This is a genomic window from Paucibacter sp. KBW04, assembly GCF_003852425.1.
Classification (GTDB): Bacteria; Pseudomonadota; Gammaproteobacteria; order Burkholderiales; family Burkholderiaceae_C; genus Paucibacter_A.
This window is the reverse complement of sequence record NZ_QAJN01000016.1, coordinates 37,375-61,914: the sequence shown is the minus strand read 5'-3', so window position 1 is coordinate 61,914 and position 24,540 is coordinate 37,375. Positions and strand designations below refer to the sequence as shown.

24 protein-coding genes are annotated in these 24,540 nt (G+C 65.0%); 12 read left to right on the top strand and 12 right to left on the bottom strand.

The annotated features are described in order from the left end of the window. The 5 genes from DBR47_RS19780 (at position 1) to DBR47_RS19760 (ending at position 5,914) form a co-directional block, all read left to right on the top strand. Entirely contained in the window at positions 1–1,155 is a 1,155-nt protein-coding gene (locus tag DBR47_RS19780) for an acyl-CoA dehydrogenase family protein (RefSeq protein ID WP_124453300.1), read from the top strand. Next, positions 1,155–1,970 (top strand): enoyl-CoA hydratase/isomerase family protein, encoded by an 816-nt coding sequence (locus tag DBR47_RS19775; protein ID WP_124453298.1) that lies wholly within the window; start codon positions 1,155–1,157, stop codon positions 1,968–1,970. Before DBR47_RS19780 ends, DBR47_RS19775 begins: the two co-directional genes overlap by 1 nt. After that, on the top strand, positions 1,967–3,949 hold the full coding sequence (locus DBR47_RS19770; RefSeq protein WP_124453296.1) for a biotin carboxylase N-terminal domain-containing protein: 1,983 nt from the start codon (positions 1,967–1,969) through the stop codon (positions 3,947–3,949). Before DBR47_RS19775 ends, DBR47_RS19770 begins: the two co-directional genes overlap by 4 nt. Then, on the top strand, positions 3,946–4,836 hold the full coding sequence (locus DBR47_RS19765; RefSeq protein ID WP_124453294.1) for a 3-keto-5-aminohexanoate cleavage protein: 891 nt from the start codon (positions 3,946–3,948) through the stop codon (positions 4,834–4,836). The genes DBR47_RS19770 and DBR47_RS19765 overlap by 4 nt, the downstream gene beginning before the upstream one ends. A 67-nt stretch (positions 4,837–4,903) precedes the next feature. Beyond that, entirely contained in the window at positions 4,904–5,914 is a 1,011-nt protein-coding gene (locus tag DBR47_RS19760; RefSeq protein ID WP_124453292.1) for a S1/P1 nuclease, read from the top strand. A gap of 21 nt (positions 5,915–5,935) precedes the next feature. Here DBR47_RS19760 and ylqF read toward each other — a convergent pair whose 3' ends face one another. Then, positions 5,936–6,952 (bottom strand): ribosome biogenesis GTPase YlqF, encoded by a 1,017-nt coding sequence (ylqF, locus tag DBR47_RS19755; protein ID WP_124453290.1) that lies wholly within the window; start codon positions 6,950–6,952, stop codon positions 5,936–5,938. A gap of 382 nt (positions 6,953–7,334) precedes the next feature. Here ylqF and DBR47_RS19750 point away from each other — a divergent pair, with 382 nt between their 5' ends. Then, positions 7,335–7,814, top strand: a complete 480-nt coding sequence (locus DBR47_RS19750; protein ID WP_124453287.1) for a cold-shock protein — start codon at positions 7,335–7,337, stop codon at positions 7,812–7,814. A 175-nt stretch (positions 7,815–7,989) separates the two neighbouring features. On the opposite strand, the gene DBR47_RS19745 is transcribed toward DBR47_RS19750, so the two are convergent. The 6 genes from DBR47_RS19745 to DBR47_RS19720 all read right to left on the bottom strand — a co-directional run bounded on the left by DBR47_RS19745 (position 7,990) and on the right by DBR47_RS19720 (position 14,137). Next, positions 7,990–8,493, bottom strand: coding sequence for a hypothetical protein (locus tag DBR47_RS19745; RefSeq protein WP_124453285.1), 504 nt, complete (start codon positions 8,491–8,493; stop codon positions 7,990–7,992). A 407-nt stretch (positions 8,494–8,900) separates the two neighbouring features. Continuing rightward, positions 8,901–9,215 (bottom strand): TonB family protein, encoded by a 315-nt coding sequence (locus DBR47_RS19740; protein ID WP_197047175.1) that lies wholly within the window; start codon positions 9,213–9,215, stop codon positions 8,901–8,903. 103 nt (positions 9,216–9,318) lie between these two features. Continuing rightward, a complete protein-coding gene (locus tag DBR47_RS19735) occupies positions 9,319–10,878 on the bottom strand; it encodes a methyl-accepting chemotaxis protein (protein ID WP_124453281.1) in 1,560 nt (519 codons plus the stop codon). Between the two features lie 468 nt (positions 10,879–11,346). Next, positions 11,347–12,636 (bottom strand): cytochrome c, encoded by a 1,290-nt coding sequence (locus DBR47_RS19730; protein ID WP_124453279.1) that lies wholly within the window; start codon positions 12,634–12,636, stop codon positions 11,347–11,349. Beyond that, positions 12,633–13,340 carry a c-type cytochrome gene (locus DBR47_RS19725; protein WP_197047174.1) on the bottom strand — a complete coding sequence of 236 codons (708 nt, stop codon included), beginning with the start codon at positions 13,338–13,340 and terminating at the stop codon, positions 12,633–12,635. Before DBR47_RS19725 ends, DBR47_RS19730 begins: the two co-directional genes overlap by 4 nt. Before the next feature lie 80 nt (positions 13,341–13,420). After that, the gene (locus DBR47_RS19720; protein WP_124453275.1) at positions 13,421–14,137 is read right to left on the bottom strand and encodes a YggS family pyridoxal phosphate-dependent enzyme; all 717 of its coding nucleotides are present in this window, start codon (positions 14,135–14,137) and stop codon (positions 13,421–13,423) included. Between the two features lie 44 nt (positions 14,138–14,181). Here DBR47_RS19720 and DBR47_RS19715 point away from each other — a divergent pair, with 44 nt between their 5' ends. From DBR47_RS19715 to DBR47_RS19705, 3 genes are all read left to right on the top strand, one after another. Beyond that, positions 14,182–15,225, top strand: a complete 1,044-nt coding sequence (locus DBR47_RS19715) for a type IV pilus twitching motility protein PilT (protein ID WP_124453273.1) — start codon at positions 14,182–14,184, stop codon at positions 15,223–15,225. Positions 15,226–15,385: 160 nt separating this feature from the next. Continuing rightward, on the top strand, positions 15,386–16,522 hold the full coding sequence (locus tag DBR47_RS19710; protein WP_124453271.1) for a PilT/PilU family type 4a pilus ATPase: 1,137 nt from the start codon (positions 15,386–15,388) through the stop codon (positions 16,520–16,522). Positions 16,523–16,531: 9 nt separating this feature from the next. Next, positions 16,532–17,449, top strand: a complete 918-nt coding sequence (locus DBR47_RS19705; RefSeq protein ID WP_124453269.1) for an NAD(P)-dependent oxidoreductase — start codon at positions 16,532–16,534, stop codon at positions 17,447–17,449. Between the two features lie 22 nt (positions 17,450–17,471). On the opposite strand, the gene DBR47_RS19700 is transcribed toward DBR47_RS19705, so the two are convergent. The 3 genes from DBR47_RS19700 to DBR47_RS19690 form a co-directional block, all read right to left on the bottom strand. Further along, positions 17,472–18,143 (bottom strand): BON domain-containing protein, encoded by a 672-nt coding sequence (locus DBR47_RS19700; RefSeq protein ID WP_124453267.1) that lies wholly within the window; start codon positions 18,141–18,143, stop codon positions 17,472–17,474. Between the two features lie 61 nt (positions 18,144–18,204). Next, the gene (locus DBR47_RS19695; RefSeq protein ID WP_124453265.1) at positions 18,205–18,780 is read right to left on the bottom strand and encodes an SIS domain-containing protein; all 576 of its coding nucleotides are present in this window, start codon (positions 18,778–18,780) and stop codon (positions 18,205–18,207) included. Positions 18,781–19,115: 335 nt separating this feature from the next. Then, positions 19,116–19,514, bottom strand: coding sequence for a YraN family protein (locus DBR47_RS19690; protein WP_124453263.1), 399 nt, complete (start codon positions 19,512–19,514; stop codon positions 19,116–19,118). A 22-nt stretch (positions 19,515–19,536) separates the two neighbouring features. On the opposite strand from DBR47_RS19690, the gene rsmI reads away from it, so the two are divergent. Further along, on the top strand, positions 19,537–20,445 hold the full coding sequence (gene rsmI / locus DBR47_RS19685) for a 16S rRNA (cytidine(1402)-2'-O)-methyltransferase (protein ID WP_124453586.1): 909 nt from the start codon (positions 19,537–19,539) through the stop codon (positions 20,443–20,445). On the opposite strand, the gene DBR47_RS19680 is transcribed toward rsmI, so the two are convergent. Together DBR47_RS19680 and DBR47_RS19675 are read right to left on the bottom strand one after the other, a co-directional pair. Continuing rightward, positions 20,433–20,924, bottom strand: coding sequence for a DUF4188 domain-containing protein (locus tag DBR47_RS19680; protein ID WP_124453261.1), 492 nt, complete (start codon positions 20,922–20,924; stop codon positions 20,433–20,435). The two genes, rsmI and DBR47_RS19680, sit on opposite strands and share 13 nt — an antisense overlap. Next, on the bottom strand, positions 20,921–21,913 hold the full coding sequence (locus tag DBR47_RS19675) for an NAD-dependent epimerase/dehydratase family protein (RefSeq protein ID WP_124453259.1): 993 nt from the start codon (positions 21,911–21,913) through the stop codon (positions 20,921–20,923). Before DBR47_RS19675 ends, DBR47_RS19680 begins: the two co-directional genes overlap by 4 nt. A 108-nt stretch (positions 21,914–22,021) precedes the next feature. Between DBR47_RS19675 and DBR47_RS19670 the strand changes: the two genes are divergently transcribed. Beyond that, the gene (locus DBR47_RS19670; protein ID WP_124453257.1) at positions 22,022–22,897 is read left to right on the top strand and encodes a LysR family transcriptional regulator; all 876 of its coding nucleotides are present in this window, start codon (positions 22,022–22,024) and stop codon (positions 22,895–22,897) included. A gap of 35 nt (positions 22,898–22,932) precedes the next feature. Then, complete coding sequence (tldD, locus tag DBR47_RS19665) at positions 22,933–24,396, top strand: metalloprotease TldD (RefSeq protein ID WP_124453255.1); 1,464 nt, start codon at positions 22,933–22,935, stop codon at positions 24,394–24,396. Positions 24,397–24,540 lie beyond the last annotated feature (144 nt).

Genomic DNA, 24,540 nt, shown 5'->3' with positions numbered 1-24,540 from the left:
ATGATGCTCAGCCCCGAACACACAGCGCTCTACGACACGGTTGTCAAATTCGTCGAGAAAGAACTCAACCCCCATGTGCCCGCCTGGGAAAAAGCCGAGCAGTTTCCGGCCCACGAGGTGTTCAAGAAGCTGGGTGATCTGGGCTTGCTGGGGCTCAAGTACCCGGCCGAGTTTGGTGGGGCGGGCCTGGACTTCAGCTACTCCATGGTGATGGCCGAGGCTTTGGGCATGTGCGCCTGCGCCGGCGTGCCCATGGCCATAGGCGTGCAGACGGATATGTGCACGCCGGCCCTGGCCCGCTTTGGCACGGACGAGTTGCGGCGCGAGTTCCTCACACCCTCCATCGCCGGTGATTTGGTGGGCTGCTTGGGCGTTAGCGAGGCGGGCGGTGGCTCGGACGTGGCGGCGGTCAAGACCCGCGCTGTCAGTGATGGCGATGACTACCTGATCAACGGTAGCAAGATGTGGATCACCAATGGCATGCAGGCCGACTGGTGCTGCCTGCTGGCCAATACCAGCGAGGGGCCGGTGCATCGCAACAAAAGCCTGATCGTCGTGCCCATGGACGCGCCCGGCATCAGCCGACAGAAGATCCACAAAATCGGCATGGATGCCTCGGACACGGCCCAGCTCTTTTTTGACAATGTGCGCGTGCCCAAGCGCAACTTGATCGGCCAAGAAGGCCTGGGCTTTCAGTTCCAGATGATGCAGTTCCAGGAAGAGCGGCTATGGGGCGCGGCCTCCTCGCTGCGCAATATGGACCGCCTGATCGACCTCACCATCGACTACACCCGCCAGCGCCAGGCCTTTGGCAAAAGCATTCTGGACAACCAGGTCGTGCACTTCCGCCTGGCCGAGTTGCGCACCGAGGTCGAGGCCTTGCGCGCCCTGACCTACTCGGCGGTGGAGCAATACATCGCCGGCCGTGAGGTGCTCAAGCTGGCCTCCATGGCCAAACTCAAATGCGGCCGCCTGATCCGCGAGGTCTCGGACGCCTGCCTGCAGTACTGGGGCGGCATGGGCTTCACCTGGGACAATCCCATTTCTCAAGCCTACCGCGACGGCCGCCTGGTCTCCATCGGCGGCGGCGCGGACGAGGTCATGCTGGGCATCATCTGCAAGCTGGAAGGCACCTTGCCCAAGGGAGCGCATTGATGGCCTTTGACGATGCGTATCAAGACCTGAGCTTGGCGGCCGATGCCCAGTTGGGCGCGGCCGTGCTGCACCTCATCTTTAATCGCCCAAGCCTGCGTAACGCTCTGAGCCAGCGCATGGTGGCCGAGCTGAGGCGGGCCTTGGCCGAGGCCGAGGCGGGCGGCGTCGTGCGGGTGATCGTGCTGCGCGGCGCGGGCGGGCATTTCTGCGCCGGAGCCGATCTGGCCGATATGAGCCAGGCGCGTGCGCTTGCGGCCGAGCAGGGCCCCGCGCCCTTGGCCGAGGCCAACGCCAGCTTTGGCTACCTCTGCCAGGACTTTGCGCGCAGCGGCTTGGCGACGGTGGCGGTGCTGGAAGGTTCGGTAATGGGCGGCGGCTTTGGCTTGGCCTGCGTGGCCGATCTGGTCTTGGCCAGCGAGACGGTGCAGTTCCGCCTGCCCGAAACGGCCCTGGGTTTGATCCCTGCGCAGATCGCGCCTTTTCTGATCGAGCGTTTGGGCGTCTCGCAGGCCCGGCGTTTGGCGGTGACGGGGGCGCGGGTGGGGGCGCAAGAGGCCCAGGAACTGGGCCTGGTTCACAAGCTCTACGCCAGCGCTCAGCTGGAGGCGGCGATTGCTCAGCATGTGCGTGAGATCTTGCAATGCGCCCCTCGGGCTCTGGCGGCCAGCAAGGCCTTGCTGGCCTTGGCTCAGCCACGCGCCGATCTGGTCGAGCAAGCGGCCCAGCTCTTCGCTCAGGCGGCCCTGGGCAGCGAGGGGCTAGAGGGCGTGGCGGCCTTTGTGGAAAGGCGCAAGCCGCGCTGGAGCCCGGCATGAAGTTCAGCAAGATTCTGATTGCCAATCGGGGTGAGATCGCTTGTCGGGTCATACGAACAGCGCGTCAACTCGGGTTTCAAACCGTCGCTGTCTACAGCGATGCCGACGCGAACTCGCCCCATCTGAGCTTGGCCGATCAAGCTTGCCGTTTGGGCCCGGCGCCGGCCGAGCAGTCTTATCTGAATATCGATGCCCTGTTGGCGGCAGCGCAGGCCACGGGGGCCGACGCGATCCACCCCGGCTATGGCTTTTTGTCGGAGCGGCCCGACTTCGCCCAGGCTTGCGTGGACGCTGGCCTGGTCTTCATAGGCCCGAGCCCGGCCAGCATGGCGGCCATGGGCAGCAAGGCCGAGGCCAAGCGCCGCATGCTGGCGGCCGGTGTGCCTTGCGTGCCCGGCTATCTGGGTGAGCAACAGGACGAGGCCATTCTGCAGGAACGGGCCCTGCGCCTGGGCTTCCCGCTGCTGGTCAAGGCGGTGGCGGGTGGCGGCGGGCGCGGCATGCGGGTGGTGCAAGACGAGAGCCAATTGCTGGCCGCCCTGGCCAGCGCCCGGCGCGAGGCGCAGAGCGCTTTTGGCGATGGCACCCTGATGCTGGAGCGCCTGATCGCGGGCGGCCGGCATATCGAGATCCAGATCTTTGCCGACAGCCAAGGCGCTTGCATCCATCTGGGCGAGCGCGATTGCACGACGCAGCGGCGGCGGCAAAAGGTGATCGAGGAGGCACCCTCGCCGGTGCTGACTGAAGCCCGACGCGAGGCCATGGGCCGCGATGCGGTGGCGGCCGCTCAGGCCGTGAGTTATGTGGGTGCGGGCACGGTGGAGTTCATGCTGGATGCTCAGGGCCAGCACTACTTTTTGGAGATGAACACCCGCTTGCAGGTGGAGCATCCGGTCACCGAGATGATCACCGGCCTGGACCTGGTGGCCTGGCAGCTGCGGGTGGCGGCGGGCCAGGCCTTGCCCCTGCGCCAGGACGAGGTTCGCTTCAGCGGCCATGCCATCGAAGTTCGGCTTTATGCCGAAGATCCCTATTCCAAGCCCGAAGCCTTTGCGCCGCAGACCGGCCCCATCCGCTGGTGGCGGCCGCATTTGGCGCAACAGGCCGGCTTGCGGGTGGATGATGGCATTCGCGAAGGCGGTGAGGTCAGGCCTTTTTACGACGCGATGCTGGCCAAGCTCATCGTCCATGGCCGCGACCGCCAGGACGCCATCCAGCGCCTGGCCGCAGCCCTGGCCGATTCGCCCCTGCTGGGCTTGAACAATAACGGTCGCTTCTTGCGGGATCTGCTCTTGCACCCCGACTTCGGCGCCGCCCGCCTGGACACGCGCAGCCTGGATGTTTGGGCCGAGCAGGGCGCGGCCTTGTTGGAGTCGCCAAAACCCGAAGACCAGGATTGGCTGGTGGCCGCCGGCTTGCTGGCCCTGGCCCAGGGGCCGGTGGGCGCGCGGTCGCCCGGCCTGGCGAGCTATGCGCTGAGCCTGCGCTGTGGGGAGGAGGAACGCCGCATCACGGTCAGCGCCCAGGGCTTGAAAGCGAGCCTGGAGCTGGCGGGCGAGCGACACAGCTTTGAGTCTTTGGGGCCTGACGCGCAAGGCCGCCATATCGTGCGCTTGAACGGTGTGCAGCGCCACTGCATTGCATGGCTACAAGGCCAAGAAATCACCTTGAGCCGCGAGGCCGCCAATTGGACTTTTGCGGAGGCCTCGGCCTATCCAGAGCAAGCCGATGATGCAGACCCCGCCTTCGCCCGCGCGCCGGTGGCGGGCGTCGTCGCACAACTGCTGGTCAAGCCGGGCCAAGCGGTGACCAAGGATCAGCCCTTGCTGAGCGTGGAAGCGATGAAGATGGAAATGTGGCTGACGGCCGGCCGTGCCGGTCGGGTCCGCTGCGTGCATGCCAGCGTCGGTGCGGCCGTGGCGGCGCAGGCCTTGCTGGTGGAACTGGACGATGATGAACAACAGGGAGCGTCGGCATGAGTCAAGCCGCAGACATGGCCATCCTCAGCTGCGCCCTGACCGGTGTGCTGACCAACCCGCAGCAACACCCGGTGCCGGTGACGCCGGCCCAGATGGCGGCCGAGGCCCGCGATGCCTTTAACGCCGGGGCCTCCGTCATGCACGTGCATCTGCGTCGGCAAGAAGCGGGTCTGGGCCATCTGCCCAGCTGGGACCCGGACGTGGCCGAGGCCGTGATCACCGCCATTCGCGCCGCCTGCCCCGGCGTCATCATCAACCTCACGACCGGCGTGATCGGAGCCGACATCAGTGGCCCCGCCGAGTGCATACGCCGGGTGCGGCCCGAGATCGCCGCCTGCAATGCTGGCAGCCTCAACTACCTCAAGCTCAAGGACGACGGCAGCTGGGCCTGGCCGCCCATGGTCTTCGACAACCCGGTCGCCAAGGTCGCGGCCTTTTTGGCAGTGATGGAGGAGTGCGGCGTGCACCCGGAGTTCGAGTGCTTTGATGTGGGCATCGTCCGCTCGGTCGCCATGTACGTGAAAAACGGCTTGTTCAAGCCAGCCTTGATGGGGCGCCCCGAGTACAACCTGGTGATGGGCGTGGCCTCGGGCATGCCGCTGGACGCCGATCTGCTGGCTTTGCTGCCGCGCTATATGGTGGACGGCGCGCTGTGGCAAAGCACCTTGATTGGCCGCCAGGAGATCTGGCCTTTGCATCAGCGCACGGCGGACTTGGGCGGCATGTTGCGCACCGGTTTGGAAGACAGCTTCTACCTGCCGGACGGCAGCCGTGCCAGCGGCAATGGGCCAATGATTGAGGCCCTGGCGGCCTGCGCCGAGCGGGCGGGCCGTGTGGTGGCCAGCCCGGCGCAGGCCCGGCAAATGCTGGGCCTGGCGGCGGCATAGCCGAAGTAGGGAGAGGCGCCGACGGATCTTGGCTCTATGCTGTCCAGGCATCCCATGGGAGGCCGATATGCGTCCAAAGCTTTGTTTGATTTTGCTCCCGCTCTTGCTGCTGGCGGCCTTGCCTGCGGACGCTTTTGGGCCGCTGGGCCATCAGACGGTGGGCGGCATTGCCGATCAACTCTTGCGTGGCAGCCCGGCGGCCGTGCGGGTGCGCAGCATTCTGGGCTCCAATCTGCAGACGGCGGCCGTCTGGGCCGATTGCGCCAAGGGCGTGGGCCAGGCCAAGCCGGGTGCGCCCTTTGTTTACGATGGCTCCGGGCCTTACCCGGAATGCACTTACTACGAGAACCCGGCCAGCCAGGCCGCCATGGAAGCCTTTGTGCGCCGCAATGCCACGCATTGCTATGCCAACTCCAGTGACGAGGTCTGCCGCCACAAGTCCTACCACTACACCGATGTGGCGACGACCCAGACCCGCTATGCCCGCGGCCTGGTCGGCACCAGCGACCATGATCTGGTCGCCGCCATCCAGGCCTGTGTGGCGGTGCTGCGTGACGAGGCTGCACCCGCGCCCTTCCATATCGCCAGCAAGAAGGAAGCGCTGCGCCTGCTCAGCCACTATCTGGGTGATCTGCACCAGCCCATGCATGTGCTGTCGGTCTATCTGGATGCGAGCGGCCAGGTGCTGAATCCGGACGTGGGGGTGTTTGATCCCAAGTCCAGCACCAAGGGTGCCAACACCATTTTGCTGAAGGGCTCCAAGCTCCATGCCTTGTGGGATGGTGTGCCGGGCAGCCTGGCCACCCGCTTGCTGGCGGGCGAGGGTGCGGCGGCCGCCGCCCAAGTGCCCGCCACGCCGGGTAGCCCGCAGAGCTGGCCCGAGGCCTGGGCCACGGACACCTTGCTGGCCGGCCAGCCCGCCCTGAGCGTCTTGAGCTTTGCGCCCCGCGATGCCACGGGCGTGTGGAGGGCCACGGCCCCGGCCGACTACAAGGCCAGGCGTGAGGCCTTGCAGCGCGAACAAATGATCAAGGCCGGCGCCCGCCTGGCGGAATTGCTGCGGGCCATCTGGCCCTGAGCCGTGCTTGCCTGTGGCGGCTCAGTCGGGCTTGTGTTCGGCTTCAGCGTCCGCTTCTTCGCTGAAGGCCTCGTCGGCCTCTGACACTTCTTCCGTACCTTGCGCGTCCCGACTGGGCTGCTTGGCCTTTTTCTTCTTGCCCTTGCCGGCCTTGGCCTTGCGCTCGGCCTCGATCAGATCGGCCGCAGCCTGCCAGCGCAGAAACTCTTCCGGCGTTTCCAAGGTGATGCGGCCCAGAATGTTCTGGCGGAATTCGTAGATCAAGACCTCGGCCGCCTTCTGCAGATTGACCCGGCCGCCGCTGAGCATGGCGCCGCGCTTTTTGCCGATGGCGGTGAGCAGCTCTTCATCGCCCAGGCCGGCGATGTCGCTGAGCTTGTAGCGGGCCTCGATCAGGCCGGCGTAGTTGTCACGCAGATAGGCGATCAGCTCCAGTGCCACTTCCTCTTCGTCAAAGGCGTTGCGGCCGATGGCGCCGCTCGCGGCAAGGTTGTAGCCGCTTTCTTCCACGGCAATGCGCGGCCACAGCATGCCGGGGGTGTCGAAGAGGTAGAAGTCGTTCTCCAGCACCAGCTTTTGCTCGACCTTGGTGATGCCGGGCTCGTCGCCGGTTTTGGCGGCGCGCTTGGACAGCAAGGTATTGATCAGGGTGGATTTGCCTACATTGGGGATGCCGCAGATCAGCACCCGCACCGGCTTGACCATGCCGCCGCGCAAGGGCGCCAGCTCACGGCAGGCCTTGATCAGGGCTTGCGCCGGGGCCTTGACGCTGGCGTCCAGGCCGATGGCGCGGGTGTCGGGCAGGGCGTTGTAATGTGCCAGCCACAGGGCCGTGCGCTCGGGGTCGGCGATGTCTTGCTTGTTCAGCAGCTTGAGCGTGGGCTTGCCCTGGGTCAGCTGGGCCAGCAGCGGGTTGGCGCTGGAGCCTGGGCAGCGGGCGTCCAGCATTTCGATCACCACATCAAGCCCGGCCTTCATGCGATCGTTGATCGCGTTCCGGGTGGAATTCATATGCCCGGGGAACCAGTGGATGGCCATCGTCTTGTGCTCTCTCGCGCGGCGGGGGCCGCGCTGCAAAAATTGGCTATTGTCCCTGACAAGGGCGCTTGCGGCTTGCGCCAGGCTGGCAAGCCTGGCTGCCAGGGGCGCAGCGAGTTTGTAATCAGCTGTGCGGGCGTCTCCCATGAACTAGGGGGTCAGGGCTTACAGCTTGTTGCAAGTACCTTGATAGCCTGGGGCAAGATGATGCCGCCTGTTGGCGAAATCCGCTGCGTACCGATCGATTGGCTTTTGGGTCGCCAACGCCGCCCGCTTTCTCCGTCAGGCAAGCCACATCAGGGATGGCAGCAAACTGGGCTTGTGCAGCGGCCTCATTTCACCAACAAAGGTCGCGCCGCTCATGGGCAGGCGAGAGGGAATCATGCGCTTCGAGGGCACGCTACAGGATTGGAACTATGAACGGGGCTTTGGCGCCATCGCGCCGGCCCAGGGCGGGCAGGCCTTGTTTGTCCATGCCTCGGCGTTTCCGGCCGATGGTGTGGCGCCGGCCCTGGGCGAGGCCTTGAGCTTTGAGATGACGGTGGATGCCAAGGGCCAGAAAAAGGCGGTGCATGTGCTGCGCAGCAAGGCCAAGAAGCTGCCGCCCACCCATACCTTGCTGGTGCCCGCGCCACGGCGGGAGCGCATCCGAGGCCGTAGCAGCGGGCGGCGGTGGCCGAGTTGGTTGCTGGCGGCCTTGGTGCTGCTGGTGGCGGGTATGGCTATGCAGGCCTGGCTGGGTAGCATGCGCCCGCCCGAGCACAGCCAGACGGTGGCTAGCGCGCCGGGGCAGCAGCAGCAGGGGCTCAAGAGGGGCAAGACTCAGGCTCAGAGCTCGGCGCAGAACGCGGCTGGGCGTTGATTCTTTTTTGGGGGGCCTCGGTCCTCCCTCAGCCAATCCGCTTGTATCGCGGATTGGCCTTCGCTAGGCACAAACTCCTTCCGGAGTTTGTGTCCGAGCTCAGCCGCCCCGCTTGCATGCGGGGCGTCCTTCGAGAGGCGTCGTGCAAGCCGCAGGGCTTGCCCTCGGTCCTCTCTCAGTCCTTAGCCCATGGAATTGCGGCGGATTTGCGGTCGCCGTTTTTGCGGGTGCGCAAAATGGCATCAAAAGCTTGGTTGCCGCCGTTGACGATGCTGACCAGCAGGCTTTTGACGTCCTCCGGGCTCAAGGCCTCGGTGTCTTTGCGGAACTGCTTGACCGCCATGGCCAACATATCGCGTGAGACCGCGGGGTGGGTGGCGACGACCACCAGCATGGCGCTGTAAAGATCGGGGAAACGGCCACAGATGGCCTTGATGCGGCGCAGGGCCTGGGCCGGTGTTGGCCGGGCGGCTGGGGCGATCCAGGCGACCTCGTTATTGGCCGCGCTGAGCGAGGCCTCCAGGCAGCGGATGCGGGTCTGCAGATACTCCAAGTCCTGAGCCGCCAGGGCCATGCCGTCGGCTTCCTCATCGCTTTCGGCCTGGTTGTAGCGCTCGTGCACCATGGCGTCGAGGGCGGCCTCCAGTTCGGGCAGGGTCATAGCGGGAACATCGGCCATGGTGGAGCGCACTCATTGCAGCAGAGGTTTATCAAACTTCGGTCAGCGCCAGCCAAACTTGAGAAGCTCTGAATCAGGGGGTGCTGGGGAAGCTCCTCTTGATTCGTCAAGCCGCTTGCCTCAGCATGCGAAAAATCAAGCCACCCCGCGATCCGAGTGGCTAGGAGACTGCGATGACCCAAGCCCTGACTCATTTGAAGACGCGCCATAAGCTGATGCTGCTCGTCATCCTCTTGATGGCCGCCGCCGGAGCGGTGGTGGTGCTCTGAAGCACGGCTTGTCCGAGGAGGCTTCTGCCCTCCAACCTTTGCTCCAGTTTTTGCTCTCAAGCAGGGCCCAAAAAGCAAATAGCCCCGCTGCAGCGGTCTGCGTGGCGGGGCTGAGCGGGACATCATGGTCCTGCGCGATCAATCCTCGTTCTTGAAGACGAGTTTCACTTCGTGGGTCTGCTTTTCCCCGGATGCTTCAAAGCGCCAGTCCATCAGGGCGCGGGTGACGGCCTTGTCGAAGACGCGGCGTGGTTCGGCTTCCAGGATGTCGACGCCGGTGACCTTGCCATCGGCATCGATGGACATCTTGGCCTTGACGACACCGCTGGAAATGGATTGCTGAGCGGCTTCGCGCGGGAATTCCGGCGGCACTTTTTTGATCACCTTGGGCGTGGCGTGAGCCGCCACCGCGAGGGTCATGGCGGCACAGAAGAGGCCGGCGGCGCGCAGCAACGAGGAGGGAGCGAAAGTCTTGGTTTGCATAAATGGCCTCCAGGGGGAGTGAAGCTGGTCTGAATCGTTGAGAAGGGGGCTGGAATCTGGGAGCGCTGGCGAATCAATAGGCCTTGCTGGTTGAGCGGAAGAAGCCCACCGCATCCAGCAGGCGCGAAGAACTGGACTTCAGCGCGTCGGTGGAGCGGCCCAGTTCGTCGACCAGGGTGGTGTTCTGCTGGGTGGTGCGGTCCAACTCGTTCATGGCGTTGTTGACCACGCCCACACCGGCCGCTTGCTCTTGCGCCGAGTGCGAGATCTCTTCGATCAGCTGGCCCATATTGTTGACTTCGTCCACCACGCTGCGGATGGTGACGCCGGCGTTGTTGACCAGGGAGGTGCCGTTCTCGACCTTGACCGAGGACTCCTGAATCAGCACCTTGATTTCCTTGGCCGCAGCGGCCGAGCGCGAGGCCAGGGCGCGCACCTCGGAGGCCACGACGGCGAAGCCGCGGCCATGCTCACCGGCGCGGGCCGCTTCGACGGCAGCATTCAGGGCCAGGATATTGGTCTGGAAGGCGATGCCGTCGATCACGCCGATGATGTCGCCGATCTTGCGCGAGCTGGCGCTGATCTCTTCCATGGTGTCCACCACCTTGGCCACCACCGCTCCGCCGGCCGAGGCCGATTGGCGGGCCTTGGTGGCGATGCCGGCCGCGCGGCGGGTCAGGTCGCTGGCGCCATGCAGATTGGCGGCGATCTGTTCCACCGAGGCGGCGGTGTTTTGCAGGCTGGCGGCCGAGCGCGAGGTGCGGTCCGACAGATTGACATTGCTCTGCGCAATAGCAGAGGAGTTCTGCGCCACCTCACCGGCGGCATTGCTGACGCTGTTGACCACGCCGGAAAGGGCGCTTTGCATGTCTTGCATGGCGCGCAGCATCTGGCTGAGTTCGTCCGTGCCATCGGCCTGGATGGCCAGGGTCAGGTCGCCGGCGCTGATGGACTCGGCGGCTTCGCGGGCGCGGCGGGCCGGCAGCACGATGGAGCGCGAGATCACATAGCCGCCACCCACGCCAATCACCACCGCCACCAGCACCAGGCCGGCGGTCAGCAGCACCGAGTTGCGGGCCAGCTCGCCGCCGGAGACGGCCAGTTCACGAGCGCTGTCGAATTGCAGATCGACCAGGCTTTTGAGCCCGTCTTGATAGGCTTGCTGGGCCGGGCGCACATCGGTGATCAGGCTTTCGCGTGCTTCATCCGGGCTGCCGTCTTGCTGAATCTTTTGGAACTTGCCGACGGCGGCGAGGAATTTGGCCTCACGCTCGCGCACCTGGGTGATCAGCTCCTTCTCCTTGGGCGTGTCCAGGGCGGCTTCCAGGCTGCTGAGTTGCTTCTCGCTGTCCTGGCCGGCCGCGGCGATGGCCGCATTCTGCTTTTTGATCTGGCGCGCTTCGTCCAACAGCAGCAGGTCACGGGAGGCGCGCGCGATGATGTTGACATTGCTGTCCAGCGCATTGGCCGCGGCAATCTTGACCAGGCTGGAGTTGGCCGTGCGGTCCAAGTCTTTGGCGAGGTGGCTGGCCGTCAGGGCACCGTAGCTGCCGATGGCGATCAGCAACACAATCATCAGGCCGAAGCTCACGGCCAATCGTTGGCCAATGCGCAAGTCTGTCAAAAGCTTCATGGGGAAGGATCCTCCTCAACATTTCATCTTGTGATCACGCTCTGGGCTGCGCAGACGCTGCGCGACTCGAGGTGAGTTTGAGCCCGGGCGTGGTACGGGGCCTGTAACAGTTTCGGCTTGGGTCCGGCTGAACTTGAGCGAGAACAGACCGCTTTTTTGGCCTGTTATTTCGTCATGCGTTGGGACGATCTGCATGCGCTACTCTTTCTGCTTGGACCCGCTTGAATCGGCGCGAAGGCCAGGGCCTTCTGCGCTGCGGGCAAGTGTCGGAGCTAAGGGCGAGTCTGGGCGGCCCAGGCCTGCGGGTCGCGTGAACAATTGCGCATGAAGGCAGGCGAAAAAACCCCTGTTCGCGGGGAGAGAAAGCCTGGCGCGCAGCGCGCAAACGATGGCGTACCGCTGGGCTAATGGTTTACCCCGAAGTCCCGCGCCGAGTCCAGAACGGCGGATTTGGGGGCTTAGAAATTCTTAGTCCACCCGCTGGCTCTTCAGCTGCAGCACATCCATGGGACGCACATCGCTGGGGCCCTGGGCTTGGTTGCCCCAGGCACTGCGCAAATAACTCGCCAGGGCGGCGAGTTCAGCATCGTCCAACACGCCGGCGAAAGGCGGCATACCGTAGGGGCGCGGGTTGCCGGCCGTGGCCGGTGCAAAGCCGCCGCGCTGGATGATGCGCAGCAGATTGGCCGGCGTGGCCATGGTCACGGTCCGGTTGCCGGCCAGGGCTGGGTAGGCGCCGGGTGAGCCTTGGCCCGCGTCGCCGTGGCAGCTGGCGCAATGTGTGTCGTAGAGCTTGGCGCCGCGCTCACGCAAGGCCAGCTCCGGGCGACGCACTTCGGGCTGCGGGAGGGCGCGTTGCGGCAGGCTCTGCAGATAAAGGGCCATGGCGTCCAGATCGGGTTCGCTCAGATGCTGGGTGCTGCCCAGAATCACCTCGCCCATGGGGCCCAGGGCGCTGCTGTGTTCGTTGCGGCCGCTTTTCAGCCACTGGCGCAGGGCTTGTGGGCTCCAAGAGACCACGCTGGCTTCCTGCGGGTCCTGCAGCGAAGGGGCGTACCAGGCCAGGGCGTCCAGCATGCCGCCAGAGAAATCCTCGGCGCCGCTGACGGCGCCCAGGCTGTTGCGCGGCGCATGGCAGGCGTTGCAGTGCCCAAGGCCCTGGCTCAGGTAGGCGCCTCGGTTCCACTGCGCGGACTGGCGCGGGTCTGCCTGATAAACCGCCGGGCGGAAGTAAAGCGCTCGCCAGGCCGCCAGCGCGAGCTGGGTGTTGTAGGGGAAGCGCAGTTCGTGGGCGCGATTGGGCTGATCCGAGGGCGGCAGGCTGCGCAGATAGGCGTAGAGCGCGTCAGCATCGGCGCGGGTCACCAGGCTGTAGTTGTTGTAGGGAAATGCGGGGCTGAGCAGGCGGCCGTCCCGGCTGCGGCCGTTGTGCAAGGCGCGCCAGAAATCATCGGCGCTCCAATCGCCCAGGCCTTGCGTTTTGCTTGGGGTCAGATTGGGTGCAAACACGCTGCCAAACGGGGTGGGAATGGCGCGGCCGCCGGCATAGGGTGTGCCGCCGCGCTGGGTGTGGCAGCCCATGCAATTGCCGGCGCGGGCCAGATAGGCGCCGCGTTCCACGCTCTGGGCTTGATCCAGGGCGGGGTTGGGCGAGGCGCTGGTGGGCGTGCCTTCATCCAGACGATTGAGCGCCAGCAGGGTGGCTGCCGCGCCCAGCAGGCCAGCGCCGAGTAGCAGGCTGAGTTTGAGCCAGCTCATGGTTTGAGCCCGCCGCAGTCCAGGGGCAGAGCCGCGGGCAAGGCCTGGGCGGGCTTGGCGCCCGGGGGCAGGGCTTGGGAAGCCAGCCATTGGCTGATGGCATTGATCTCGTCTTCCTTCAGGGTCTTGGCGATTTGGGCCATGCAGTCCGGCGCCACGGCCTGGCGTTGGCCGCTGCGCCAGGCCCCCATCTGGCCGTTCAGATAGTCACGCGGCAAGCTGAGCAAACCGGGGATGAAGGGCTGCACGCCCGTTAGCTGCTCGCCATGGCATTGCACGCAGGCGGGCAGCTTGCGCGCCGCATCGCCATGCAACACCAGCTGGCGGCCGCGTGCCAAGGCCGCGGCCGGCAGGCTGGGGGTTTGCGCTGGTGGGTAGGGTAGTTCCAGCCCGGCGAAGTAAGCGGCCAGTTCTTGCAGATAGGCATCGCTCAAGGGATCGAGCAGATCGCTCATCAAGCCGTAGTGGCGGCGGCCATCGCGGAAATTGAGCAGCTGCTTGTAGAGGTAGCCCTGGGGCTTGCCCGCCAGGCGCGGGTAGTAGCCGTCGGCTGCCGCCCGACCCTGCTTGCCGTGGCAGAGCGTGCAGGCCTGGGCGCGCTGAGCGATGCTGTCCTCGACCTTGGCTGGGGCGGCAGGGGCTGCAAGAGCGGCCTGGCTCAGCAGGGTCAAGGTCAGGATACAAAGGGCGGGCCAGGGCTTCATGCGGCCATTATGCGCAAGGGCCTGCGCCGCGACCGGAGCAGGCGGGGGCAATTCCGACCCGAGCAGATCTGCGCTGCCGCTCAGGAGGCCTGTGGATAAGTGCGGGCGCCGAAGATGGCCGAGCCCACCCTGACCATGTTGGCGCCTTCGGCAATGGCCGCCTCCAGATCGGCACTCATGCCCATGGACAAGGTGTCCAGGGTCAGGTCTTGCCCCTTCAGTTGCCGGCGCAGCTCTTCCAGCAGAGCGGCCAGGGCGCGATGCGGCTGGCGCTGAGTCTCGAAGTCAGCGGCCGGCTCGGGCACGGCCATCAAGCCGCGCAGGCGCAGATTCGGCAGGGCCGCGACGGCCTGGGCCAGGTCGGGCAGCTCGGCCGCGCTGACGCCGCTCTTGCTCGCCTCGCCACTGATATTGACCTGCAGGCAGATGTTCAGCGGCGGCAGCGCGGGCGGGCGTTGCTCCGAGAGACGCTGGGCGATCTTGAGCCTATCTACGCTGTGGACCCAGTCGAAGTGTTGCGCCACCGGCTTGGTCTTATTGCTTTGCAAGGGGCCGATCAGATGCCATTCCAGCTCGGCGCGCAAATCGGCCAGCTCGGCGATCTTGTCCAGGCCTTCCTGCACATAGTTTTCGCCAAAGCGGCGCTCGCCGGCCGCATGGGCTTCGCGCACCGCGCTGCCGGGAAAGGTCTTGCTCACCACCAGCAATGTGACGCTTTGCGCGGGGCGGCCAACTGCCGCGCAGGCCTTTTCGATACGGCCGTGTTGTTCTTGAATCTTGTTTGCGATCGTCGCCATAATGGCCCGCCTCTAGCTATTTCTACTGATGAAGCCCCTCACCCATGGACATCACCCAACTGCTTGCATTCTCGGTTAAGAACAAGGCCTCGGACTTGCACCTCTCCGCCGGTTTGCCCCCGATGATCCGGGTCAACGGCGATGTGCGCCGCATCAATGTGGACGCGCTGGAGCACCGCCAGGTGCATGACATGGTGTACGACATCATGAACGACTCCCAGCGCAAGATTTACGAGGAGTCGCTGGAGGTTGACTTCTCCTTCGAGATCCAGGGCCTGGCCCGTTTCCGGGTCAATGCCTTCAATCAGAACCGCGGTGCGGGCGCGGTGTTCCGCACCATTCCCAGCAAGATCCTGTCGCTGGAGCAGCTGAACGCGCCCAAGATCTTTGCCGAGCTGGCCCTGCGCCCGCGCGGCCTGGTGTTGGTGACGGGGCCCACCGGCTCGGGCAAGTCCACCACCTTGGCCGGCATGGTCAACCATCTGAACGAGAACGAGTATGGCCACATCCTGACCATCGAGGACCCGATCGAATTCGTCCACGAGTCTAAAAAGAGCCTGATCAACCAGCGTGAGGTCGGCCCGCACACCATGAGCTTCGCCAATGCGCTCAAGTCCGCTCTGCGTGAGGACCCGGACGCGGTGCTGGTGGGTGAAATGCGTGACCTGGAAACCATTCGCCTGGCCCTGACTGCCGCCGAAACGGGCCATTTGGTCTTCGGCACCCTGCACACCTCCTCGGCCGCCAAGACGGTGGACCGTATCGTCGACGTCTTCCCCGCGGCCGAAAAAGAAATGGTGCGGGCCATGGTCTCGGAGTCCTTGGTGGCAGTGATCTCGCAGACGCTTTGCAAGCTCAAGGACGGCTCGGGCCGGGTGGCGGCGCATGAAATCATGTTGGGCAACTCCGCCATCCGCAATCTGATCCGTGAGAACAAGGTGGCGCAGATGTATTCCGCCATCCAGACGGGCAATAACCAGGGCATGCAGACCCTGGACCAGAACCTCACCGATCTGGTCCGCCGCAACATCATCTCCCCGGCGGAAGCTCGGGCCAAGGCGAAGTTTCCTGAGAACTTCCCAGGCTAGCCTGGGAAGTTCGACGTCACTCATGTGGCGCAGCCACGTGAGTGACGGCAAAATTTTCCGAGGTAAAACAGCCTGTCCCCCGCCTTTTCCCCTGATGCCGGTTTTCTCTTGCGCTTAAAGTCAGCGCTTTAGATTGCACCGCCCCAGCGCAAGGACAGATATGGAACGTGATCAGGCCACCAAGTTCATCAACGACCTCTTGCGATTGATGGTGTCGCGCAAGGGCTCGGACTTGTTCCTGACGGCCGAGTTCCCGCCCGCCATCAAGGTCGATGGCAAGGTGACCAAGGTCTCGCCCCAGCCGCTCAGCAGCCAGCACACCTTGCAGTTGGCGCGGGCCATCATGAATGACAAGCAGGCGGCCGAGTTCGAGCGCCACAAGGAATGCAATTTCGCCATCTCGCCGCAAGGCATTGGTCGCTTCCGGGTGAACGCCTTTTTGCAGCAGGGCTGTGTGGGCCTGGTGTTGCGGACCATTCCGGCCACCCTGCCCAGCATCGCCTCCTTGGACCTGCCGCCCATTCTGCGTGAGGTGGTGCAGTTCAAGCGCGGCCTCATCATCGTGGTGGGCGCCACCGGTTCGGGCAAGAGCACCTCGCTGGCTGCCATGATCGACGAGCGCAACGAGACGACTTACGGCCACATCATCACCATCGAAGACCCGGTGGAGTTCGTCCACCCGCACAAGAATTGCATCGTCACCCAGCGCGAAGTCGGCATCGATACCGATAACTGGGAGACCGCGCTGAAGAACTCCCTGCGCCAGGCGCCCGATGTGATCCTGATGGGCGAGTTGCGGGATCGCGAGACCATGGAGCATGCCGTGTCCTTTGCCGAGACCGGCCATCTGTGCATGGCCACCCTGCACGCCAATAGCGCCAACCAGGCGCTGGACCGCATCATCAACTTCTTCCCCGAGGAGCGCCGCGCCCAGCTGCTGATGGACTTGTCCCTCAATCTGCGCGCCCTGATTTCGCAGCGCCTCTTGCCGCGCCGCGAGGGCAAGGGCCGGGTGGCGGCGGTGGAGATCATGCTCAACACGCCCCTGGTGTCCGACCTGATCTTCAAGGGCGAGGTGGGCGAGATCAAAGAAATCATGAAGCGCTCACGCGAGCAAGGCATGCAGACCTTTGACCAGGCCTTGTTCGACCTCTACGAGATGGGCAAGGTCACTTACGAGGACGCGCTGCGCAATGCCGATTCGGTCAATGATTTGCGCCTGCAGATCAAGCTCAATAGCGAGCGGGCACGCTCGGGTGATCTATCCTCGGGCACCGAGCACTTCACCATTCTTTGAGACCCCGCCATGAGCCAAGCCCCTAATTCCAGCGTTGCCGAACGCATGTACGACAGCCTTCCCGCCCGCAAAGTCGCCTTTCTTGGCCTGGGCGTGATGGGCTTTCCCATGGCCGGCCATCTGGCTCGCGCGGGCCATGCGGTGACGGTTTACAACCGCACGGCGGCCAAGGCCCAGGCCTGGGCCCAGGAGTTTGGCGGCCAGACGGCGATAACACCGGCGGCCGCGGCCGCAGGCGCCGATATCGTGTTCGCCTGCGTGGGTAATGACGATGATCTGCGCTCCGTGGTGCTGGGCGAGCAGGGTGCTTTTGCCGGCATGAAGTCCGGTGCCGTGTTTGTGGACCACACCACGGCCTCGGCCGAGGTGGCGCGCGAGCTGTTTGCGCAAGCCAAGGCGCTTGGCCTGCACTTTGTTGACGCCCCGGTGTCGGGCGGTCAGGCCGGGGCGGTCAACGGCGCCCTAACCGTGATGTGCGGCGGCGAGGCGGCTGCGTTTGAATCGATTCGCCCGGTGGCCCTGGCCTTCTCCAAGGCCGTGACCTTGGTTGGTGAATCGGGCGCCGGCCAGCTGGCCAAGATGGTCAATCAAATCTGCATCGCCGGCCTGGTGCAAGGTCTGGCGGAGGCGATCGCCTTTGGCGACAAGGCCGGTCTGGACATGAAGCAGGTGCTGGACGTGATCGGCAAGGGCGCGGCCCAGAGCTGGCAGATGGACAACCGCGGCAAGACCATGGTGGACGGCAAGTTCGACTTCGGCTTTGCCGTCGACTGGATGCGCAAGGACCTGGGCCTGGTGCTGGACGAGGCTCGCCGCAACGGCGCCCGCCTGCCGGTGACGGCCGTGGTCGACCAGTTCTATGCCGATGTGCAGGCCATGGGCGGGCGGCGTTGGGATACGTCCAGTCTCATCAAACGTCTGAAATGAGCGGGCGCAGCCCAAGCCGCACTTACTTCTTGGCTTGAGGCGTGATCCGCGCCAGCTCTTCTTCGCTGATGATTTCGAACGCGCGCACCACCTTCTTCACGCCGCTGACGCCGCGTGCCAGCTCGGTCGCGCGGGTGGCCTCGCGTTCGGTGACGCGGCCCATCAGATAGACCACCTCACGCTCCACCACCACGTAAAAGGCGTTGGACAGCAGGTCTTTGGCGTCGACGAACTGGGCCTTGACCTTGGTGGCGATCAACACATCGTTGGAACGGCTACCGATGGAACTGGCAGGCATGACGGCCGTCTCATTGAGCACGGTGCGCACGTTTTCCACGCCCGTGACCAAGGTTTCCAGCTTGCCGCGATCGGCCTCGCTGGCCACCTCGCCGGTGATCAGCACCAGGCGGTTATAGCTATTGATATTGACGTGGGTGTTGAGGCCAAAGTGTTCGCGCACCCGGGCTGCGGCTTTGTACTCGATGCCTTCGTCTTCGACCTGGATGCCCGAGGTGCGTCTATCCGTGGCCACCATCGCACCGCCCACCATGGCGCCGCCTATGACCAGGGGCGCGCAGGCGGTGTTCAGCAGGCCGCCCAGCAGCACGGCGCTGAGCAAGGCCAGGCGGGGCAGGGCGCCAAAGCTTGAAGTGATGGAAGTCGATTGACGGTGGTTCAAAACTGGCTTGCTCATGCTGGTCCTGTGGGTGAAGTCGTGCTTCAACAAAAATAGATCAAAACTGCGCTTTACAAATTTATTCGTCCGCTTCGCCCAGCAACTGCAAATCGACCGCGTCGCACAGGCAATGGGCCAGCAGGCGCTGGGCCTCGGCCACGCGGGCACTGCGGGTGTGGGGGACGCGGATCTGCACATCGGTGTCGCGCAGCAGGCCGCGCAACTCGTCTTGCGTGCTGCCGGTGATGGCGATCACGCTCATGTCCTGGCCGTGGGCGGCCTCCAGCACCGGGGCCCAGTGCGAGAGATTGGCCGCCAGGGACTCGAACACGATCAGTAAATCGCCGGGGTGGCCAAAGGCTTGCACCTGGCGGCTGAGCGCCGCTTCCTGGGTGTAGCCATGGGTTTGGCCATCCAGGGCCATGGCCGCGAGGCCGGGTCGGTCTTGCTCGAAGCGGCCCACCAGCAGGGCCGCCATGTACTGCGCATCCAGGGCCGACAGCCCCAGGCCGCAACACAGCACGCGGCCACCGCCGGTGATGCCGTCGATCAGCATATGCGCGGCGCTGGACAAAGGGCGTGAAAGGTTTTCGGCCACCTGGTACAGCAGGTCGGCGCTTTCAAAGAATTGTTGTTGGATGCGTTGCTCTAGCATGGGCCGGGATCATAGAACGTGTTCACGGTCCCAAAGGGGGCGCGTTGAAACGCAATCGGGATGAGTTGGCCGCCCAGGCCCTGCAGCATGGGCTTTTCGCCCATGCAAGGGGATGGGTGGACAAATCGCCCGATTTCGTTTCAACCCGTAGGGCAAGTGCCTTTTCGGGCGGTCTGCGGCGTTGCGGCACTTGCCCATAGCTCGGCTATGGGCTGCGCGCCGCGCCTTGCATCCCATCCCGAAAAGGCACTTGCGCGCCCTCTTTGGGGCCGTGAACACGTTCTTTGGCTTGCAGGCAAACCCTTGATCGACCTGCCGACGCGGCCTGTAACGGTTTATTCGGCATTGAATGCGGCTTGCAGCCATTCGATCTGTTCGCCCTCGATGGCGATGACATCAAAGCGGCAGGGCGGTGGTGTGGCTTGTTTCAGCAAAAAGTGCTGGGCCGCGTAGATCAGCCGGCGCTGCTTGGCGGCGCCCACGCTGGCGGCCGCGCCGCCGTGCGAGGCATCGGCGCGGGCGCGCACCTCGACGAAGACGAGGGTGCCTTCGGTGTCGTGCATGATCAGGTCCACCTCACCTGCGCGTGCCCGCGGGCCGGCGGCGACCCGATAATTGCGCTCCACGAGGCGCAGACCGTGCTGCTGCAAGAATTGCAGGGCGCGTTCTTCGGCCGCCTCGCCAAAGCTCTTGGATGACGAAGACGTACTGGAAGCCCTCCACTTGAACAACATAGTTGGCAACACCCCATCCTTGATGATGATGCAGGCCGCAGCGGCGGCCGCGGGCTCGCAGCAGTATCCCGCCGCCACACTTTATGTGTTGGCCACGCCGATTGGCAATCTGGCCGATCTGACCTACCGCGCCGCCCATGTCCTGAGCCTGGTGGACGCCGTGGCCTGCGAGGACACCCGGGTCAGCGGCGGCCTGCTGCGTCATCTGGGCCTGCACAAGCCCTTGATCGCCCTGCACCAGCACAACGAGCACGAGGCCAGCGTCGGCCTGATCCAGCGCCTGCAGCAGGGCGAGCGCATCGCCTATATCAGCGATGCGGGCACACCGGCCATCTCCGACCCCGGCGCCGTGCTGGTGGCGGCGGTGGCGGCGGCCGGCTTGCGCGTCTTCCCCGTGCCCGGCGTCAGCAGCACCGTGACCGCCCTGAGCGTGGCGGGCGATGTGCAGGCCCAAGGTTTTGAGTTTGCCGGCTTCCTGCCGACCAAAACGGCCGAGCGCCGCACGGCGCTCTCGGCCTTGCGCAACAGCCCGCGCAGCCAGGTCTTGTTCGAGGCGCCGCATCGCATCAAGGCCTTGATCGAGCTCTTGGGCGAGCTGTGCCCGCTGCAAAAAGTGACGATCTGCCGCGAGCTGACCAAACAGTTTGAAACCGTCTACACCGCCCCGGCCGCCGAGCTGCCGGCCTGGATGGCGGCAGACAGCCAGCGAGAGCGCGGCGAGTTTGTGCTGGTCCTGCATGCCTTGAAGGCGGAGTCGGCGGCGGACAGCGATTTACCCGCGCAGGCCTTGCGCGCCCTGCAGATTCTGGCGGCCGAGCTGCCGCTCAAGCAGGCCGTTTCCTTGGCCGCCGAGATCAGCGGCGCGCCGCGCAACAAGCTCTATGAGTTGGCCCTGGCGCAGAAAAAGGCGCGCGAAGATCAGGAAGACTGATGAGGCTCTGAAGCATTGGCCCGTAAGCGCCCGGCCGCCGATTTGCGCGCGCCGCTGGCCGGCTGCAAATGGCCGGCCCGACCCAGGCCAAAGGCCGGCATATTGAGATAGACGTTTTCATAACTGCCCGGCGCGACGGCATAGGTCTCGTGCCAAATGCCCACCGTGCCGTCGGTACCCACCGCCTTGTTGAAGGCGGCCCAGGCGGGCAAATGCTCGCTCTCGCGATTCTTGGCATAGGCCATCAGCTGGTCCATGGAGCGCCAGTACTGCACCAGCAGGGTGGTGCGCGAAAACCAGAGGTCGGAATGCAGCAGGCCCAGCTCGGGCTTGTCTTGCAACTCCTTCAACATGCGCGGCATGGCCTGGGCCACCGGCCACCATTTGTGCAGCAGCCAGGGCTTGTTGATGCGCATGCCGATCAGGAAGACGACGAAATCGCCGTCCAGACTGGCGCACAGACGTTCGCGGTGAATCATGGGCTGACCTTGACATCGAGGGCTGGATCGAATCTCGCAGTTTGCAGGGCCGGGATGCTGTCCCGCAAGGCCTGAGCCAGGGGCGTGTGGGGCGGCTCGCCGATCAGGGCGCGCAATTCGGTGTCGATCAGGCGATGGGGCTTGTCCCAGAGATAGCGCATTTCCGCGACGGCACGCCAGGTGGGGATGAGCAGGCCGCCCAGCTTCATCAGGCCCCAGGGCAGACTGCGCAGCTTCAGTGGCCGAGCGCTGAGCTGCTCCAGCGTCGAGAGCAAGACCTGACCCTCCACCGCGTGGCCGGCAAAGTGAAAGCGATGATGGCCGCGCAGTTGCGCCCGCCGCTCGGCCACCCGCACAAAAGTCTGGGCCAGATCGGGCAGATAGGCCCAGGCATGGACGAGGTTCAAGGGGCCGGGATAGACGAAGATGCTTTGGTCCAGCTTGCTCGCCATGGCCATGTCCAGCCAGGTGCCGGGGCCTGAGCCCCCGAAGAAATCGCCGGCGCGCAGCACCACCGAGTCCAGGCCCTGGGCCGCGGCTGCGGCCATCTGCGCCTCCAGCGCGATGCGAACCTTGGCCTTGGGCGTGTCGGGCCGCTCGGCTGTGGATAGGTCCAATCGTTCCGGCAGATCGCGGCCAAAGTTATACACATTGCCGGGCAGCATCAGCAGGGCGCCCAGGGCCAGGGCCGTCGTCTGGGCGCTGGCGGCCAGGGGTGGCAGCATCGTGTCCCAGCGGTGGTAGGGCGGGTTTAAGGCATTGATCAGGACCTGGACCTCGGCGGTGGCCTGTCTTGCCAGGTGCAGCATCACGGTGCTGTCCAGCGCGTCGCAGGGCAGGGCCTGGATCAGGGGCTGTTTGAGGAGTGCGGCGGGCAAAGGCTTGCGCGCCTGGGCCAGTACCCGCCAACCCGCTTGGGCAAAGGCCAGGGCCAGGGTTTGACCCAGGCGGCCGGCGGCGCCGAGGATGAGGACGGTTTTTGCTGTCATGGCAGGCCTTGTTGAGCGAGGGATGTCGGCAGTGTGCGCAAGGGTGGAGCTATGCAGAAGACCTGTTTTTGAATCGCAGCTATGCGCCAATGAATTGATAATGACGATATGAATCAAACCCTGGATTGGTCCTTGCTGCAGGTGTTCTTGGCCTTGGCCGAGGCCGGTTCGCTGAACCGGGCCGCGCCCCAGCTCGGGCAGAGCCAGCCCACGCTGAGCCGCCAGTTGGCGGCCCTGGAGGCGGCTCTGGGCCAGAGTTTGTTTGAGCGCCACGCCCGTGGCCTGCGCCTGACCGCTGCCGGCGAAGCCCTGCTGCCCGCCGCCCAGCGCATGCGTGAGAGTGCCCGTGAACTGAGCCTGAGCCTGGCGGCACGCGATCAGTCCTTGGCCGGCACGGTGCGCTTGACGGCCAGCGAGGTGGTCAGCCATCACTTTCTGCCGCCGGTGCTGTTGGGCTTGCGGCAGCAATACCCCGAGATTCAGATCGAGCTGGTCGCCAGCGATCAGGTGGCCAATCTGTTGGAGCGCAGCGCCGACATCGCCCTGCGCATGTTCCGCCCCGAGCAGCCCACCTTGGTCGCGCGCAAGCTGGGCGACTGGCCCATCGGCTTTTATGCCCACCGCGACTACATCGCCCGCCACGGTCGACCGGAGATGAGCAATCTGCTGGAGCACCAGTGGTTGGGCTATGACCAGTCCGACCTGATGCTGCGTGGCTTTGCCCAGGCCGGCCTGCCGGTCGGGCGGGAGTTTTTTGGATTCCGCTGCGACAACCAGTTAGTGGCCTGGGAATGCATGCGCGCGGGCATGGGCATCGCGGTCGGCCCGCAGGCTCTGGCGGCCCGCGAGGCGGATGTGCTGCGGGTGCTGCCCGAGATCCCGGCGCCACCCCTTCCGCTTTGGTTGACGGCGCATCGGGAGCTGCGCGACACGCCTCGCCTACGCCTGGTGTTTGATGCGCTGGCCAAGGCCTTCGCCAGCTGAAGTCAAGGTCTTGGCCGCGCTTCTACAATGCGCCCATGATTTCGCGCGAACCCACACTTGCCCGCCTGGTAGCAGCCCGTAGCCAATTGCTTGAGCCTTATGGCCTCGGCGAAGCGGTGCTGACCAAAGCCCTGCGTCTGATCACCGAGCATCGCGTCGACGACGCCGATCTCTACTTCCAGACCACCCGCGCCGAGGGCTGGAGCTTGGAAGAGGGCATCGTCAAGAGCGGCAGCTTCAGCATCGACCAAGGTGTGGGCGTGCGCGCGGTGACGGGCGAGAAAACCGCGTTCGCCTATTCCGACGATATTTCCGAGGCCGCCATCATGGACGCCGCGCTGACCGTGCGTTCCATCGCCGCCGCCGGCCAGAGCCGCCGGGTCAAAGTGCCCAGCACCGGCACCGTGGCCGGCAGCCGCGCGCTCTACGGCATGGACGACCCCATCGCCAGCCTGGACAGTGCCGAGAAGGTGGCCTTGCTGGAACGCACCGAGCGCATGGCCCGCGCCAAGGACCCGCGAGTGGCGCAAGTGATGGCCGGCCTGGCCGCCGAGCATGAAGTCGTGCTGGTGGCGCGTGCCGACGGCACCCTGGCCGCCGATGTGCGCCCCCTGGTGCGCCTGAGCGTGACCGTGATCGCCGAGAGCAATGGCCGTCGCGAGGTGGGCTCGGGTGGCGGCGGTGGCCGTTTCGGCCTGGCTTACTTCACCGACGAGATGATCGCCAGCTATGTTGAGCAAGCCGTCACGGCGGCCCTGACCAATCTGGAATCGCGCCCCGCCCCGGCCGGCGAGATGACCGTGGTCTTAGGTCCAGGCTGGCCCGGCGTGCTCTTGCACGAGGCCATCGGCCATGGCCTGGAGGGCGACTTCAACCGCAAGGGCTCCAGCGCTTTTGCCGGCCGCATCGGTCAGCGCGTGGCGGCCAAGGGCGTGACGGTCTTGGACGACGGCACTTTGCCAGATCGCCGTGGCTCCATGAATGTGGACGATGAGGGCTGTGCCTCGCAGCGCAATGTGCTGATCGAGGACGGCATCTTGAAGGGTTATATCCAGGACGCGATGAATGCGCGCCTGATGAAGGTGGCCCCCACCGGCAACGGTCGACGTGAGAGTTATGCCCATGTGCCCATGCCCCGCATGACCAACACCTATATGTTGGGCGGTGACAAAGACCCGCAGGAAATCATCGCCAGCATCAAGAAGGGTATCTACGCCAGCAACTTCGGCGGCGGCCAGGTGGATATCACCAGCGGAAAGTTTGTGTTCTCCGCAAGCGAGGCCTTCTGGGTCGAGAACGGCAAGATCCAGTACCCCGTCAAGGGTGCGACCATCATCGGCAGCGGCCCCGAGGCCCTGACCCGCGTCACCATGATTGGCAACGATATGCAGCTGGACACCGGCGTCGGCGTGTGCGGAAAAGAAGGTCAGAGCGTGCCGGTGGGCGTGGGCCAGCCAACGCTGCGCATCGACGGCCTCACGGTGGGCGGAACCGCCTGAAAGCCTGGCGTCAAAAGAGCGTGCTACATTCAAGCCCATGATTTCTCGCCCCGCGGCCTTCTTTTTTGCGTATTTTTGGTTCTCTAGCCCCAGGCGGCTGAGAGGCGATGACGCGAACACGCGATAGCGCAGCAGATCTCAGAA